At 54.6% G+C, this 15,880-nt stretch carries 12 protein-coding genes and 2 tRNA genes; 6 read left to right on the forward strand and 8 right to left on the reverse strand.

The window, feature by feature from the left end; translation table 11 throughout:
• Nucleotides 1-244: 244 nt before the first annotated feature.
• Nucleotides 245-388, forward strand: coding sequence for a hypothetical protein (locus tag SIB88_RS10435; protein WP_412558011.1), 144 nt, complete (start codon nt 245-247; stop codon nt 386-388).
• Here SIB88_RS10435 and SIB88_RS10440 read toward each other — a convergent pair.
• Nucleotides 372-1,472, reverse strand: a complete 1,101-nt coding sequence (locus SIB88_RS10440; protein ID WP_412558012.1) for a polyamine ABC transporter substrate-binding protein — start codon at nt 1,470-1,472, stop codon at nt 372-374. The two genes, SIB88_RS10435 and SIB88_RS10440, sit on opposite strands and share 17 nt — an antisense overlap.
• Nucleotides 1,473-1,697: 225 nt before the next feature.
• Nucleotides 1,698-3,047 carry a glutamine synthetase family protein gene (locus SIB88_RS10445; protein ID WP_068518283.1) on the reverse strand — a complete coding sequence of 450 codons (1,350 nt, stop codon included), beginning with the start codon at nt 3,045-3,047 and terminating at the stop codon, nt 1,698-1,700.
• A gap of 270 nt (nt 3,048-3,317) precedes the next feature.
• Between SIB88_RS10445 and dgcN the strand changes: the two genes are divergently transcribed.
• The 3 genes from dgcN (at nt 3,318) to SIB88_RS10460 (ending at nt 6,877) form a co-directional block, all read left to right on the forward strand.
• The gene (dgcN, locus tag SIB88_RS10450) at nt 3,318-4,322 is read left to right on the forward strand and encodes an N-acetyltransferase DgcN (RefSeq protein ID WP_412558013.1); all 1,005 of its coding nucleotides are present in this window, start codon (nt 3,318-3,320) and stop codon (nt 4,320-4,322) included.
• A gap of 1 nt (nt 4,323) precedes the next feature.
• Nucleotides 4,324-5,304 carry an N-acetyl-D-Glu racemase DgcA gene (gene dgcA, locus SIB88_RS10455; RefSeq protein WP_068518088.1) on the forward strand — a complete coding sequence of 327 codons (981 nt, stop codon included), beginning with the start codon at nt 4,324-4,326 and terminating at the stop codon, nt 5,302-5,304.
• Nucleotides 5,305-5,770: 466 nt separating this feature from the next.
• Nucleotides 5,771-6,877 carry a diguanylate cyclase gene (locus SIB88_RS10460; protein WP_412558014.1) on the forward strand — a complete coding sequence of 369 codons (1,107 nt, stop codon included), beginning with the start codon at nt 5,771-5,773 and terminating at the stop codon, nt 6,875-6,877.
• Nucleotides 6,878-7,942: 1,065 nt separating this feature from the next.
• Here the strand turns inward: SIB88_RS10460 and SIB88_RS10465 are convergent.
• The 3 genes from SIB88_RS10465 to SIB88_RS10475 all read right to left on the reverse strand — a co-directional run bounded on the left by SIB88_RS10465 (nt 7,943) and on the right by SIB88_RS10475 (nt 10,392).
• Nucleotides 7,943-8,785 carry a hypothetical protein gene (locus SIB88_RS10465; protein WP_228195918.1) on the reverse strand — a complete coding sequence of 281 codons (843 nt, stop codon included), beginning with the start codon at nt 8,783-8,785 and terminating at the stop codon, nt 7,943-7,945.
• Between the two features lie 165 nt (nt 8,786-8,950).
• A complete protein-coding gene (locus SIB88_RS10470) occupies nt 8,951-9,526 on the reverse strand; it encodes a GNAT family N-acetyltransferase (RefSeq protein WP_068518085.1) in 576 nt (191 codons plus the stop codon).
• On the reverse strand, nt 9,526-10,392 hold the full coding sequence (locus tag SIB88_RS10475) for an N-formylglutamate amidohydrolase (RefSeq protein WP_068518084.1): 867 nt from the start codon (nt 10,390-10,392) through the stop codon (nt 9,526-9,528). Before SIB88_RS10475 ends, SIB88_RS10470 begins: the two co-directional genes overlap by 1 nt.
• A gap of 260 nt (nt 10,393-10,652) precedes the next feature.
• Between SIB88_RS10475 and SIB88_RS10480 the strand changes: the two genes are divergently transcribed.
• Both SIB88_RS10480 and SIB88_RS10485 read left to right on the forward strand, forming a co-directional pair.
• Nucleotides 10,653-10,729 (forward strand) — tRNA-Val (locus tag SIB88_RS10480).
• A gap of 16 nt (nt 10,730-10,745) precedes the next feature.
• A tRNA-Val gene (locus tag SIB88_RS10485) sits at nt 10,746-10,822 on the forward strand.
• Nucleotides 10,823-10,874: 52 nt separating this feature from the next.
• Here SIB88_RS10485 and SIB88_RS10490 read toward each other — a convergent pair.
• The 3 genes from SIB88_RS10490 to SIB88_RS10500 are packed head-to-tail and all read right to left on the reverse strand — an operon-like array spanning nt 10,875 to nt 15,838.
• Complete coding sequence (locus SIB88_RS10490; RefSeq protein WP_412559407.1) at nt 10,875-12,017, reverse strand: ABC transporter permease; 1,143 nt, start codon at nt 12,015-12,017, stop codon at nt 10,875-10,877.
• Between the two features lie 3 nt (nt 12,018-12,020).
• Nucleotides 12,021-14,828, reverse strand: coding sequence for a ribosome-associated ATPase/putative transporter RbbA (rbbA, locus tag SIB88_RS10495; RefSeq protein WP_412558015.1), 2,808 nt, complete (start codon nt 14,826-14,828; stop codon nt 12,021-12,023).
• A complete protein-coding gene (locus tag SIB88_RS10500) occupies nt 14,828-15,838 on the reverse strand; it encodes an HlyD family secretion protein (RefSeq protein WP_412558016.1) in 1,011 nt (336 codons plus the stop codon). Before SIB88_RS10500 ends, rbbA begins: the two co-directional genes overlap by 1 nt.
• Between the last annotated feature and the right edge of the window lie 42 nt (nt 15,839-15,880).

Below are 15,880 nucleotides of genomic sequence, written 5' to 3' on the forward strand. Positions count from 1 at the left end.
ATTGCGTCGGCGCCGGGTGTCGGTTCGCTCTGATAACAGGATGAAGCAATTCTACAATCTGTAAAGAGGGGTGTGCGATATTTTGAACAACAAATATGATTTGCCGCCCAAAACGGCAGAAAATGGCCTTCGGGTGTTCAGAAAATGTGCATTCTTCGACCGCAGAGGACGGCGCGCGGACGGGCGGGGATTGTGTGACTGTCTTCACAGCTTTGCGAGTCACAGCGATGCCGGGGTGCGGAAGGTGGCCGGCACAGGACATCTGGCACTTGATGTCGCCGATAAGAAAAAGGGCGCGATGAAAATCGCGCCCTTTGATGGTTCGAACTGTTTTGTTGTCCGATCATCGGGGGATGATCGCAAATACAGTCTTACTGACCGGTTTTAAGCTTGGTCCAAAGACGGGTACGGGTACGCAGTTCGCGGGAACCCGGTTCGACTTTCGAACGCAGACGTTCTTTGACTTCCTGCGGCGGGTAGATGCCCGGATCGTTCAGGAGTTCCTCGTCAACCAGTTCCATTGCCGCCAGGTTCGGGGTGGCATAGGCAACATAGTTGGCAATGTCGGCTTCAACGTCGGCACGCAGCACATAATCGATGAATTTGTGTGCCAGTTCCGCATTCGGCGCATCGGCCGGAATCATCATGGCATCAAACCAGATCAGGGTGCCTTCCTTGGGGATGACATACTTGATCTCGTTGCCGTTGCCGGCTTCTTCGGCACGAAGGGCAGCCATGCCAACGTCACCCGACCAGCCAACAGAAACACAGATGTTCCCGTTTGCAAGATCGTTGATGTATTGCGAGCTGTGGAAATAGGTCACGTAAGGACGGATTTTTTCCAGCTCGGCAATCGCGGTTTCAATCGATTCTGCGGACGGTGCGCCGTCTTCCATATTGCCAAGATAGAAGTTGACCAGCGGCACAACCTCGCCCGGATCATCCAGAAGGCTCAGACCGCATTTCGACAGCGGCTCGGCATATTTCGGATCGAAAATCAGTGACCAGCTATCGACCGGTGCGTCGTCGCCAAGGACTTCCTTGACCTTCTCGACGTTATAGCCATAGCCGTTCGTACCCCAGAAATACGGAACGGCAAATTTGTTGTCCGGGTCGTATTTGGCCTGCTGTTTCAGGATGACCGGATCAAGATTGCCATAGTTGGACAATTTCGATTTGTCGATTTCCTGGAAGATACCGGCCTTGATCAGGCGTTCGGCATCGGCAAGGGTCGGGACAACAATGTCATACCCGGAATTGCCTGCCAGCAGCTTTGCTTCGACAACCTGGTTGCTGTCATAGACGTCGTAGTTAACCTTGATGCCGGTTTCTTTTTCGAAATTGGCAATGGTTTCTTCGCCGATATAATCCGACCAGTTATAGATGTTCAGAACATCTTCGGCCTGCGCCGCGCCGGCAAGGCCAACGGATGCAAGCACAACAAGGCTTGAAGATTTAAGAAGAGATTTCATTTCGCTGAGCCTCCCATGTGGCAGCGTTTGAAAAGTTTGGGCGTCCTGTTGTTTCATTCCCCCAGGACAAGAGGACACGTCCAATATCCTTCGAATGCATCAGGATATTGTCAAACACAAGATGGAAAATTGTGCATTTTTCGCATCAAGTGAAAATTTGGGCATTCGAGATGCAATAATCTTGCGCCGGGTTCAGGATCCCGGCGCAAAATTCGATCTGTGATTTTAAACGTTGAGCAACAGGTGCTCGCGTTCCCAGGCGCTGATCACGGTCTGATAGGCATCCCATTCCGCTTCCTTCACCGCCAGAACCGCAGCCGAGAATTCCTCGCCCAGAAGTTCTTTCAGCGGCTTGCAACGCTGGAATTTCGCCAGTGCCTCGTGGATATGACGGGGCAGGGAATGCGCCCGGTCATAGCCCGACCCTTCGATCGGTGACGTCGGTTCGACTTCTTCAAGAATACCCAGAAGACCACAGGCAAGGGACGCTGCCACCGCAAGATACGGGTTGGCATCGGCACCCGGAATGCGGTTTTCGATCCGTCGTGCGGCTGCCGGGCCATTGGGCTGACGCAGACCGACCGTTCGGTTATCAAGCGACCAGTGCATGTTGATCGGGGCATCCGACCAGGGCTGCAAACGGCGATAACTGTTCAGATTCGGTGCCAGAAGCGGCATGGCCGCAGGCAGATAACGCTGCAAGCCGCCAATATAGTTCAGGAACATCTTGGAGTTTTCGCCGTCATCATCGGCAAACAGGTTCTTGCCGGTATTGATATCGACAAGACTCTGATGAATATGCATGGCACTGCCCGGATGGTTGCCCATCGGTTTGGCCATGAAGGTGCCATAGACTCCATGCTTGAGTGCGGTTTCGCGCAGCGTGCGCTTGAACAGGAACGACTGGTCGGCCAGTTCAAGCGGCTCACCATGGTTAAAGTTCATTTCAAGCTGGGCGGGACCGGATTCGTGGCTCATGGTATCGGCATCGATATCCATGGCTTCGCAATAGTCATAAAGATCTTCGATCAGCGGGTCGAATTCGTTGATCGCATCAATGCCAAACGCGTTCGATGCACGTTCCGGGCGGCCGGAACGGCCAATTGGCGGTTCAAGCGGGTTGTCCGGATCGGTGTTTTTCGCCACCAGATAAAATTCAAGTTCCGGGGCAATGACGGGTTTCATGCCGCGTTCTTCAAATGCCTTGAGAACACGTTTGAGAACCCCGCGCGGCGAGGTCGAAACTTCCTCGCCAGAGAAGTGATAGCAATCGCAGATGATCTGGGCAGTCGGCTCCTCGTACCACGGCACGACGCGGATGGTTTCCGGATCGGGAACCATGACGACGTCTTTTTCCGCCGGGTCAAGGAATGCATCGGTTTCTTCCGGATAGCCGCCGGTTACAGTCAGGCAGAAAATCGCCTCCGGGATGGCAAGGCTTTTGGCTTCCAGACCGCGCAGAAACTTCTGCGTCGGCAGAACCTTGCCCCGGGCCACCCCTGACATGTCCGGTACAATGCATTCGACTTCTTCGATTTTTCGCTCAGATAGCCACTTCTTGAGATCGGTGCTCATATGTAGTCGGGCGCTTTCACGCCAGTCCTTCAAAATTGCATTTTCTTGCGTTTTTCGGGCCATTCCCGACAAATTTCACAAGAAAGAATGTTGGTCTTCGAAGAGTTTTGTATTTTATTTTGTTATTGTTTTGGTTTTTCGAATTATAGTCGAAATATCGGTGTGATCGTCGAAGATATCAATTCATATCTCTGGAACGACCCCACCATATTGCGGTATAACTGCTCCAGATTATAAGGGCAGCGCTTGGACGCTGGTCAAGGAGGTATTATGAAAATCGAACATCCCTATCTTATGTTTCTTGGTGACGCGCCGGACGAACTGGCTGCAAAAACCGCAATCGGCATCAAGCAGTGGCGCCCGGAATGGTGCGTCGGTCAGCTCAGCCTGCCGGGCTGTCAGGCTGATCTAGGTCTGCAGGAAATGATGATCGCCGAAGCAAAGGCCGCTGGCGTCAAAACCCTGGTTCTTGGTGTTGCCAACCGTGGCGGCATTATCGGCCCGGCATGGATGGAAACCCTGCTTGCGGCAATTGATGCCGGCATGGATATCGCAAACGGTCTTCATACCCGTCTTTCGACGATTCCCGAGCTGGTCGAAGCAGCTGCTGCCAAGGGTGTAAAGCTGTTTGACGTTCGCCACTTCGATGGCAAGGTCCCGGTCGGCAACGGCGAAAAACGTTCCGGCAAGCGCGTGTTGGCAGTTGGTACCGACTGCTCGGTTGGTAAAATGTACACCACTCTTGCCATTGATGCCGAAATGAAAAAACGCGGCATGAAGTCCGACTTCCGCGCAACCGGCCAGACCGGCATCTTTATCGCCGGCGAAGGCATCTCGGTTGATGCGGTGATTTCCGACTTCATCTCCGGTGCGGTTGAAACCATTGCGCCGGCCAATGATGCCGATCACTGGGACGTTATCGAAGGGCAGGGCAGCCTGTTCCACGCTTCGTTCTCGGGTGTGACCATGGGGCTGATCCACGGCTCCCAGCCCGATGCGCTGGTTGTCTGCCATGAACCGACCCGTGCGCACATGCGTGGTCTTCCGGGCTACAAGCTTCCGGATCTCAAGACCTGCATGGATGTCAATCTGATGCATGCCAAACTGACCAACCCGAACTGTGTGGTTGTCGGTTTTGCCATCAACACCAAGGCGCTTGACGATGCCGCCGCGACCAAGCTCCTGGCCGATATCGAGGCCGAATTCGGTCTTCCGGCTGTTGACCCGGTCCGCACCGGCGTTGCGTCGATCGTCGACAAGCTTCAGGAGATTTAAGTTGCCTCAACTCACTGTGATTTCCGAAGTCTTCCCCCTTGCACAGGTTTTCAAAATCTCGCGCGGGGCCCGGACCGAGGCACATGTGGTCAAGGTGACCCTGACGGACGGCACCCATACGGGCTACGGGGAATGCGTTCCCTATGCCCGTTACGGGGAAACGGTCGATGGTGTCATTGCTGATATCAATGCCCAGGCCGATGCCCTGTCGCGCGGCATGACCCGCAAGGAGCTTCAGGATGCCATGAAGGCCGGCGCGGCACGCAATGCCGTTGATTGCGCCTATTGGGATCTCGAAGCCAAGCGGTTCGGCCGTCGTGTCTGGGAAATGATCGGGCACAAGGCACCGGAAGGTCTGGTAACAGCCGAAACGCTCAGCATCGATACCCCTGACAACATGCGCGAAGCAGCACGCAAAATCGCCCATGCGCCGTTATTGAAGGTCAAGCTGAACGGGGAAAATGTTCTCGAATCCGTGCGTGCGGTTCGCGAAGGTGCCCCGACGGCCCGCATCATTGTCGATGCCAACGAAGCCTGGTCACTTGATCTGCTCGAAGATATCGGTGCCGAACTTGACGGCTTGGGAGTCGAAATGATCGAACAGCCGCTTCCTGCCGGTCAGGATGATGGTCTGATCGATATCGATTGCCCGGTTCTGCTATGTGCCGATGAGTCGGTTCATACGGTGGCGGACATTCCGCGTCTGGCCAATCTCTATGACATGATCAATATCAAGCTCGACAAGACCGGCGGCCTTACCGGCGCGCTCGAACTTGCCGAAGCAGCCTCCAAGGCAGGCATGCAACTTATGACCGGCTGCATGGTCGGGACATCGCTTGCAATGGCACCGGCCATGATCATCGGTGCAATGTCGCGCATTGTTGATCTTGATGGTCCGATCTGGATGGCAAAGGATCGCGACCACGCCCTGACCTTCAAAAACGGGGTGATGGGGCTTCCCGATCGTGCCCTTTGGGGCTGATACCGATGCACGCAGGTCGGTGATCTGTGTGCATACTGTCATCTGACTGATATGTTTCAAAAGGCCGCCCCGGCATTCGGGTGCGGCCTTTTTCTTTTGCGCAATATGACCGCAGGTCGAATTGTCTTTGCTGCCATTTTGAAAAAAGTTTCAGTTTTTTTAAAGCGATTCCAAAATTGAAACTTGAATAATTATCTTTTTTATCAATATGTTGCGCCACGGTTCTCGACGGTGTTGCAAAGATCGCTATGTCGTTTGGATACGACCACCTCCAATGGATAGTTGTATCTTTGGTTAAATAAGGGAACCATGATGGTCACATTCGGGGACAGGTAGGTCCCTGAAATTATTGAAGGTGGAGCTGTTCTGCGTGCTATCTGATCTCTTCAGAGATAGTAGGCGCACTGCCGGGTCTTTGCGGTGTTGCTATCGTGACTTCCTCTATACGCCAAGACATGCGGAATTATTGCATCTGCGGCGTAAGGAAACGATTCTGCTATCGGCGCGTTTCGCCGCCTTCTTTGTATTGGTGCTGATGCTGGCTGTCCCGTTCTGGGATGGTTCTCTTTCGATTGATATGTGGTCCTCACAGGTCTTTGTGATGCGGCTGCTGGTGTCCGGGGTGGCCTTGGCCGTCATCACCAACCGGGCGGTCAGTGCGCGCTTGCGTCGGCATTTTCCCTATTTGCCGATGCTGATGCTGATTGTTGCGGTCTGTCTGCTGACGGTATTTTGCGGGAATGATCTTCAGGCGACCGAACGCATGCATACCGCGCACAGTTTCCTGATGCTGGGGCTGGTGGTGATGATTGCGATCATGCCCGTGACCCTGGTTGAAGCAGTCATGCTGTGTGTGCCGATTCTCGGGCTTCTGGTGGTCGGGGGCTATATCGACCTTGCCACCGGCATGATCCCGCTTGAATTGCTGTTGATGGTGCTGCTGCCGCTTGCGGTCTTTTCGGCACTGGTACAGCTCTATCGCACGATTGTCGCGGCCCAGGAAATCGCCATTGATCCTTTGACCGGCTGTTACACCCGTGCCTTTGGCATGGAAATGATCAAGGTCAGCTTTGATGGCGCCCTGCGCAAAAAGGTTCCTTATACGGTGGCCTTTATCGATCTTGATGATTTCAAACAGATCAATGACCGCTACGGGCACGACTATGGCGATCGCATTCTGGGTGAGGTCGGTGAAAATCTGATTGCCCGGTTCCGGCGTTCCGATCTTGTCGTGCGCTGGGGTGGGGAGGAATTCCTGGTCCTGCTGCCCGAACTTGATCGTGCCCGCGCCGCCGAGGTCCTTGACCGTGTCATGGCACCTGGATTGGCCGCGCTTGAAAATGGTCAGGTCCAGAAAGCCAGCGTCGGTCTGTCCGAACGGATCGAAGATGCAATCGCCTTGCCGCAAAACCTGATCGAACTGGCCGACCGCCGCATGTATGAAGCCAAAAAACGCCGCGATCATGATGACATGATTGCAAACGGGCTGTCCGGGCGCCGTCACCCGACCCGCAAGCCTGCTGGCGCACCCTGCAGCGCCAATGTCCAGTCGGTTGACCGTACCCTGAATTGATTGGTCTGATCCGGTATGCCCTTTGCCAGCATCGGGTAAAGGACGGCGGCGGTACGTGCTCCTGTTCTTCACCTGACAATTTGCATCGGAAGCACCGCAGCTCCTTAAGTCCATGTCCGGGACTGTCTCTCTCTGCGCTTCACACCGCGGGCCATGCTTCTGGCGCTTAACGTCAGATGCCTGTTTGTCGGCGGTCTCTCGAACGATTGGCGCTTGGGCTTGGCGCCGGAGCATCTGAGCACCAGCATCTGCCATCCATTGCCGGTTGGTTGCTCGGCGTGGGCCATCCAGTACGCTGCACCCACCTAAAGCACCCGATATCCGAAGCTCTCATAACCACTTCCGATTTACGACGGCCTTTGCGCGGTGTTTGGCGGGCATGCCATCAAATCACGGGTTTTTATTTTCTTTTGTGATCGACTTTAATCCCCGGTATTGGGGGAAAAAGTTCTGATACAATCAATGCTTGCGTGCAGCCCTCGGGCTTTCGGTCTGTGTTTGACGGGCGAAACGCCGTTTGATGTGCTTGTCCCGGGTGGTTTTCTTGCTTTCAGGGGTGACTTTCCCGAATCACCCGAACCGGGCAGGGGGATGTTCGGGCGATTGATGCGATGGATTCGCATCGATTCTTTTTCCAGATTCGAAAATCCGCTTTTCTTTGGTGATCAAAAAATAGCCTCCGACGTCGGAAATTCAGACCGATTGGCGGGCATTGTCATAAAATTGTGATCAAAAAATATGCATCGATATTTTTGACGAAAAAATAGTCAAAAAGCTATTGCGTCCTCCCCGTCAAATGGGTAATCTCCATTTGTGCGCTGCGGTAGGACGCAGTGCATTCCGGCGAGCGACTTGTCGCTCGTTTCTTGGACGTTTCCTCCCTAGACTTGGGCCGCTGTCACAGGCGGCCTTCTTTTTTGCCTGAATTCAGCCATTTAGGTTGATTTCGGCTGTCTCAATAATCCTGTTGATGTGCGTTTTTAATTTTCGCGCGGATTTTTGTGCGTTGCAAATCAACCGCGCCGCGCCAGTATGCGCGGGCTGATATTTCGGGACGCGATTGCCCTAATGGCTGCAATCGGTTCGGCTGACCCGGAATGTATTGAGATGCTTTTGACTGGTGACGTAGTTCTCGACAAATACGGCACCGGCATTCACCAACAGTGCTATTTTCGGATCGCTGCATAAATAGGCCGCGATCTGATCATGGGAGTCGGCGGTAAAGGCAAAGGCGGGATCATAAACGATATAGGTCCGCTGAAGCTCGTTCCGGGCAGCTTTGATCATGACCAGGTCAACCGTTTCCCCCGTTGTGATCGGCAGCATCGGCTGAAGGTCGTTTGCGATCTTGCCAAGCTTCGCACTGAGCTGTTGCTGATCATCGATCGTAAAGGCGGATGTCTTGAAATTGAATGACGTATAGGCACCCAGCATAATGATCGCCAGTCCGATCATGATGCCTTTGCCGCCAGACAGCAGGGATGCCGAGCCGGATCTTATGATACCCGGTCTTGTCCGACCGCTTTTCAAAAGCAGATAAAGATTGAGAACCGGGATAAATCCCAGAATGGCCAGTTGCTTCTGCCCGCCGATATCAAGCGCCCGGGCAACCGAAAGGCGGCCAAGAACAAAGCCCGCCACCATGGCGACAAGCAGCGGATATACCGTGATCACCCAGTAAAGATTATGCTCGATCGCGGGCATGGTGAAAACATAGGCGACCCCGGAAAGTGCAATGGCAAATCCCAGAAGCGAAAGCCTGACAAAATACTGTGTTCGCGTGATCGATACGTTGTTTCTGCGCGACATCGCGCCAAGCAATCCGGCAGCGGCAAACATGCAGAAATTCACCGCACGGGCGGCCTGATCGGGCAGGCCGGCATAGCTGGTCGCAAGATCGTTCAGCATCTTATCGCTCTTTCTCCCGATTGCGGATCACGCGTCGGAGAATAAGAGCGTTTCAGGCCCCACGGAACTAGCTGCAAGAGTAGGTTTTGCAGTTTATTTTAGAAAAATCGAATAATAAGTGTGTCGGGCTTGATATGTTCCCGGATCAGGGGCTTGATTCCGGAATTATTTCTCGCGCGAGGGGTTGTTTTGCGGGGTTGTGCCATCGCCATCGCCAAGGCCGCGCTGCATGATCACACTATCGACCCAGCGGCCCAGCTTGAAACCGGCCGACTGAAGGGTTCCGGCAACCCTAAAGCCAAGCCGCGCATGAAGCCCGATCGATGCCACATTGGCACTGTCGCCAATCACGGCCACCATCTGGCGGTAACCAAGGGCGGTACACCGTTTGATCAGTTCCGACAGCAGGGCACGCCCCGCGCCCTTGCCGACAACATCGGGCGCGATATAGATCGTGTCTTCGACGGTAAAGCGATAGGCCGGGCGCGTTCTGTATGATCCGGCATAGGCAAAGCCTTCGACCCGGCCATCAAGTTCGGCGACAAGATAGGGCAGGCCGCGTTCGCGCACATGCTGCCAGCGTGATGTCAGTTCGGCAATTTCGGGTGCACGTTCTTCAAATGATGCCAGCCCGTGCAGGACGTGATGGCCATAGATTTCGGTAATGCGTTCGAAATCTTCGGGTTCGGCATCGCGGATCACCAGATCGTGCAAAACAACGCTGGTCGCAGTATCGGTCATTAAAACGGGTTCCCGTCGAGATCATGGAAGGCCGCAATCAGATTGGTCATCTGATCACGCAGAATGTCAAAGCCGCGATGCGGGGTGATTGTGGCTTCGTCCATGTAAAGCGCGCGTGACAGCTCGATCTGAAGACTGTGCACATGCTCTTCGGGGCGGCCGTAATGGCGCGTGCAATATCCCCCGGCATAGGGGTCATTATGCGCCGGGCCAAAGCCCATATTGCGAAGACAATCATCCACAAACCGCGTCAATGACGGGTGGCATGAACTTCCATAGCAATCGCCAAGCACCAGATCAACGCGGTTTTTCATGCTGTCGGTGGAATCACCGGGCATTGAATGGCAATCAATCAGAATGCAATAGCCGAAACTGTCGCGTGTCTGATCAATCAGTTTCTGCAACGCGCTGTGATAGGGCCGGTAATAGGTATCAATTCGCTCGAATGCTTCTTCGACTGGCAGGCGGCTTTTGTAAATCTCGACCCCGCCGCTGACCACGCGCGGGATCGATCCAAGCCCCGAAAGCGCGCGCATCGAATTGATTTCCGCATCATCGGGCAGGTCGCCTTCGAACATGCGCGGATCAAGTTCCATCGCGGCCCTGTTCACATCGACATAGGCACGCGGAAATGTCGCGCATAAAAGCGGTGCGCCAAGTTTCGGGGCGGCTGTAAACAGCTGATCGACAAAGGCATCTTCCGATGCGCGCAGTTCGAACGATCCGATCCGCGCGCTTTCAATAAGGTCCTGGGGGTACTGGCGTCCTGAATGTGGGGATGCAAACACCACTGGCAATGTTTGCCGTGGTGGCAGGATAACAGTAGCTGGGCCGGTTGAGGTAATTTCCGAAGGCAACTGGTTCATTGTCGTGCGTAACGTCCATCCCTGGTAACAGTGTTCTTCAATATCCCGCGGTCCCCAAAACCATCCTGCACCCGATCAGGTGCAGCAGGCTTCCCTAGCATATGGTAATTGGAGCAGAATTGATGAAGATTTTTTGTCAAAAAACCATTTCTGGGGTTGCACCTTTGTCTGCCTTGGGCTAAATACCGCCTCGCCGACGCAAACGGCACGGACCAATCCTTTCACCCTGATCGGGGCGGTCTTTCAAAAGATGGATTTGCGGGCCTATAGCTCAGTTGGTTAGAGCGTTCGCTTGACATGCGAGAGGTCACAAGTTCGAGTCTTGTTAGGCCCACCATCTTTTACACCCATAGGGGCCTATAGCTCAGTTGGTTAGAGCGTTCGCTTGACATGCGAGAGGTCACAAGTTCGAGTCTTGTTAGGCCCACCATTCCCACCCCGCCGGGTTGCCGCGCGGGGTTTTGTGTTTCTGGCCTAGTTGATCACCGCATTTGCGCAATGCTTTTTCTGAACCGCATGGCGCTGAATGCGAAAAAGGCGCTGCCGATCACAAAGACCAAAAGAAATTCCGGCCACACCACATCAATGCCCGCTCCGCGAAACAGAATGGCTTGCGCATATTTCACGAAATGGGTTGATGGGGCGATCTGCATGATGTTCTGAAGGGTTTCGGGCATGCTTTCAAGCGGGGTGGTGCCCCCCGAAAGCATCCGAAGCGGCAGGACGACCAGGATAAACAGCAACCCGAATTGCGGCATGGATCGCGTCATGGTTGCCAGGAAAATGCCAAGGGCTGTGGCAAAGAACAGATAAAGCACCGTACCGGCCATGAATAACAGCTTTGATCCGATCACCGGCACGCCAAGGATAAGCTCGACCACAAAGGTCAGCGACAGCGTGCTGGCAATCAGGATAACAAGCCCGTTGGCCCAGACCTTTGCCATCATGATTTCAAACGGATCAAGCGGCATGACCAGAAGGTGTTCGATCGTGCCATGTTCGCGTTCGCGAATAAGAGCCGCCCCCGAAAGAATGATCGACAGCATGGTAATGGCATTGATGATTTCCATGGTCGCGGTAAACCACGAACTGGTCGCATTCTGGTTATAGGCATAGCGTGTGACGATCTGCGCCGTACTGTCGCTATTGGCCCCGGCATAGGCCGATTTGCCGCCAAGCCAGGTTGATACTTCCCGCGAAATGATATTGCTGACATATCCTTGGCCGATCCCGGCCTGCATCATCGCTGTGGCATCGATATTAAGCTGCACTTCCGGATTGCGTCCGCCAATCAGGTCGCGTTCGAATTGTGGCGGGATCACCAGTACAAAGGTGAATTCACCGCTATCCATTGCCGCATCAAGGTCGCGTTCCTCGATCTGGACCGGGTTCTGGAAAAATGGCGGAAGGAATGAATCACGAATGCGCAGAGAAAGTGCCGATCCGTCCTGATCGGAAATTGCGATCGACGCATGGTTAAGGTCATGGGAAAACCCGGTCGCCGCGTTATAGATCGCAAATGAAAACGCCCAGACAATCAGGATCATCAGAACGATGTCGCGTTTAAGGCTGTAAAGCTCCTTGATGCCAAGCCGATAGATATTGCTGATCCGTCTTGCCAACATCACTTAGGCCTCCTGCTTTTTCAAAAGCAGCATCGAAATCATGCTGAGTGCCGGGAAGAAGATCGCAAGCTTGATCAGTTCGGGATACAGCTCGGCAAAGCCAAGCGCCTTGGTAAAGGTGCCGACACTGATCGACATGAAATGCGATGTCGGAATAATGGTCGAAAGAACCGCCGGCGCGCCTTCCAGTGATGAAATCGGCTGCATCATTCCTGAAAACATTACCGATGGCACCATGGTAATGATCGCCGTGCCAAACAGGGCGGCGATCTGGGTGCTGGTAAAGGACGAAATCAAAAGACCAAGCCCCGTGGTCGAAATCACAAACAATGTTGCCCCAAGCAAAAGCGTCAATCCATTGCCGCGCAACGGCACCTCAAACCAGAACAGCGCCATGGCACTCATCAGAACAAAGTTGATCAGGCCAAGTGCGATATAGGGCAACTGCTTGCCCAACAGAAACTCAAGCTTTGAAACCGGGGTGACATAAAGATTGGTGATCGATCCCAGTTCCTTTTCGCGCACCACGCCCACTGCCATCAGAACGGCCGGAATAAACATCAAAAGCAGGGCAATCACCGACGGCACCATGGCATAGATGCTTTTGAAGTCCTGATTGTAGCGATACCGGGTTTCAATCTGGATCGGCAGGGATGATGTCGTGCTGCCATCCTCGCGGCGGGCTGTCTCGCTCAGATACCGTTGATGGATGCCTTCGACATAGCCATGAATGGTTTCGGCCCGGAACGGCATGGTGCCGTCAATAAAGGCCCCGATTTCCGGGCTTGCACCCCGACCGACATCGCGCCCGAAACCGGGCGGAATTTCAATCGCCAGTGAAATGCTGCCCGACAGCAACCGTGCCTCAAGATCGGCATTGCTGATCAGCGGTTCCTGTTCCCGGAAATAGCGCGATCCCGAAAGATTTTCGATATAGGTCCGGCTTTCCGGCGTCTGATCGCGATCCAGCACCGCATAGGTCAGGTTTTCAACATCAAATGTAATGCCATAACCAAAGACCGGCATCAGGATCGCCGTCCCGATCAGGGCAAACATCAGCCGGATCGGATCGCGGATCAGCTCCATGGTTTCGCGCAATGAATAGGCCCAAAGTCGACGCGGGCTGAATATCGATGCCTTTGCCGGTTTCCAGTGATCGGGTTGAATGTCATCGCCCGAAATCTGATCCGGGTCCGGTTCGGGGGCGGTTTCCTGTTCGCCGCTGGCCTCGACCAGATAACTGATAAAGGCTTCTTCAAGGGTGTCTGATCCGCGTCCCTGGGTAATCGCGTCCGGGGTGTCGCTGATCAACACCTTGCCGGCATGCATCAGTGAAATGCGATCGCACCGCTCCGCCTCATTCATGAAATGGGTGGAAATAAAGATCGTCACACCCTGCTTGCGCGAAAGTTCGACCAGCAATTCCCAGAACCCGTCACGCGCCACCGGATCGACACCCGATGTCGGTTCATCAAGGATCAGGATTTCCGGGTCATGAATGATCGCAACCGCCAACGACAAGCGTTGCCGCACGCCAAGCGGAAGGCGCTCCGCCAGGTCATCGTGATATTCACCAAGCCCGAACCGCTCGGAAAGCGCTTCAATGCGCGGTTTGATCTGATCATCTGGCAGGTGAAACAGCCGCGCATGCAGTTCAAGGTTCTGCATCACGGTCAGTTCGGAATAAAGCGAAAAGGCCTGGCTCATATAGCCAACCTTGCGGCGAAGCTCGATATCCTGTCCATCGACCGGCTTGCCAAAAAGTTCTGCCGTGCCTTCGGTTGCTGCCAAAAGCCCGGTCAGCATCTTCATGGTCGTGGTTTTGCCGCATCCGTTCGAGCCCAGAAACCCGAAAATCTCGCCTTTTTCGATGCGGAAACTGACATTGTCCACGGCGGTAAAATCGCCAAATCGCTGGGTCAGATTTTCGGCAACAATGGCCGGTCTGTCGCCATGGCTGCTGCGCGGCGGAATGACCAGTTCATGATGCCCGCTGCGTTCTTCTTCGGGCAAAAGGGCGATAAAGGCCGCTTCAAGGTTATCCGTACCGGTCCGGCTCAGGATGTCATCGGCACTGCCGGTCGCAAGGATCTTGCCGTCATTCATCGCAATCAGATGATCAAACCGGGCGGCCTCATCCATATAGGCGGTGGCGACAAGAACCGTCATCTCGCGCCGGGTTTCTCTGATTGCATCAATCAGTTGCCAGAATTGCCGTCGCGACAGGGGATCAACCCCGGTGGTCGGTTCATCCAAAATCAGGATATCGGGATCATGAATAAGCGCGCAACACAGACCAAGTTTCTGCTTCATCCCGCCCGAAAGCTTTCCGGCGGGCCGTTCGGTAAAGGGTGCCAGTCCGGTCGCCTTGGTAAGGGACGCGATCCGCTCGTTGCGTTCTCGCTTGCTCTGGCCAAACAACCGGCCAAAGAAATCAAGGTTTTCGCGGATCGTCAAATCCATATAAAGGTTCTTGCCAAGCCCCTGGGGCATATAGGCAATCCGGGGCAGGATATCGTTGCGGTGGCCGCGATCAGCCATTGATCTGCCAAGCGTTTCAACCAACCCGTCCTGAACCTTGCGCGCGCCCGATATCAGGGCAAGGGCTGTGGATTTCCCCACACCATCCGGCCCGATAAAGCCCACGGTCCGTCCGGTCGGAATTTCCAGATCAATATGATCAAGCGCCGTGACCTTGCCATAGCGGTGGCACACATCTTTAAGCCGCACGGCATGTTCGATGGCATGATAGACACCCTGAACGACGCCCTGACCGACAGCGTGAACGGGCTTTGAGCCGGTATCACTCATTACTTCATGCTCTGGCGAAGGGTGGCATCATCGGGCACGTTTGGCGTGAATGCATCGGGCCAGTCCTGATGATCGGCCAGCATGATATAGGCCTCACCCGGAAGGCCGGTCTTGACCCGCTTGATATGTTCGGCAAGCAATTCCCGATCAATCCGCACCTTGACCCGGAACATCAGCTTGTCACGTTCCGACCGTGTTTCGACCTCGCGCGGGGTGAATTGCGCGTCATCGGCAACAAACGATACCTTGGCCGGGATCACAAAGCCCGGTGCGGCATCGAGCATGATGCGCGCCTCATTGCCAACAAAGGCCAGACCGGCCTGTCGCGTGGGCAGGAACACATTCATGTAAACATCGCTCAGATCAATCATCGTGATGACCGGCCCGCCACCTGACAAAACCTCGCCCGGTTCGGCAAGGCGATATTGCACCCGGCCATCGCGCGGCGCTTTCAGGACTGAATCATCAATCTGGACCTGAATGCGTTTAAGTTCCGCTTCGGTCGCCTCGACATTGCGTTGCGCGCTCACAAGCTTGGCCTGTGCGGCACTAAGGGCCGCCTGCGCAACATCCCGGTCAGCGCGGCGCTGATCGACCTGTTCGCGGGAAATATTGTTGTTTTTCACAAGCTCATTGGCGCGTGCCAATTGTTGCTGGGCAAAGGAAAGCTCGCTTTGGCGCTGGATGATCAATGCCTCGGCCTCGGCAATGCCCTGTTCGGCACCGGCAACTTCGGCCCGGGCGCGCGCCTGACTGGCCATCAGTTCTGCGGTATCCATGCGTGCCAGAACCTGACCGGCACTGACCGTATCGCCCTCATCAACCAGAACCTCGTCGACCCGCCCGGCATATTTGGTTGCCACCCGGATTTCTTCGGCTTCAATGCGGCCATTGCCCGATGCGATAAAGTCGGGAAGCTCGGATTGCTGGGATTTCCAATAGGCAAAGCCGCCACCGGCAACTGCCACAATCACCACAAGAACAATCAGCACAGAACGCAGGTTCTTCATTCCATTCTCCGAGAAACGGGGCCAGGACAGGGGGCAAGGGAT

Source organism: Thalassospira sp. MIT121401, assembly GCF_047125595.1.
In the GTDB taxonomy this organism is placed as follows: Bacteria; Pseudomonadota; Alphaproteobacteria; order Rhodospirillales; family Thalassospiraceae; genus Thalassospira; species Thalassospira povalilytica.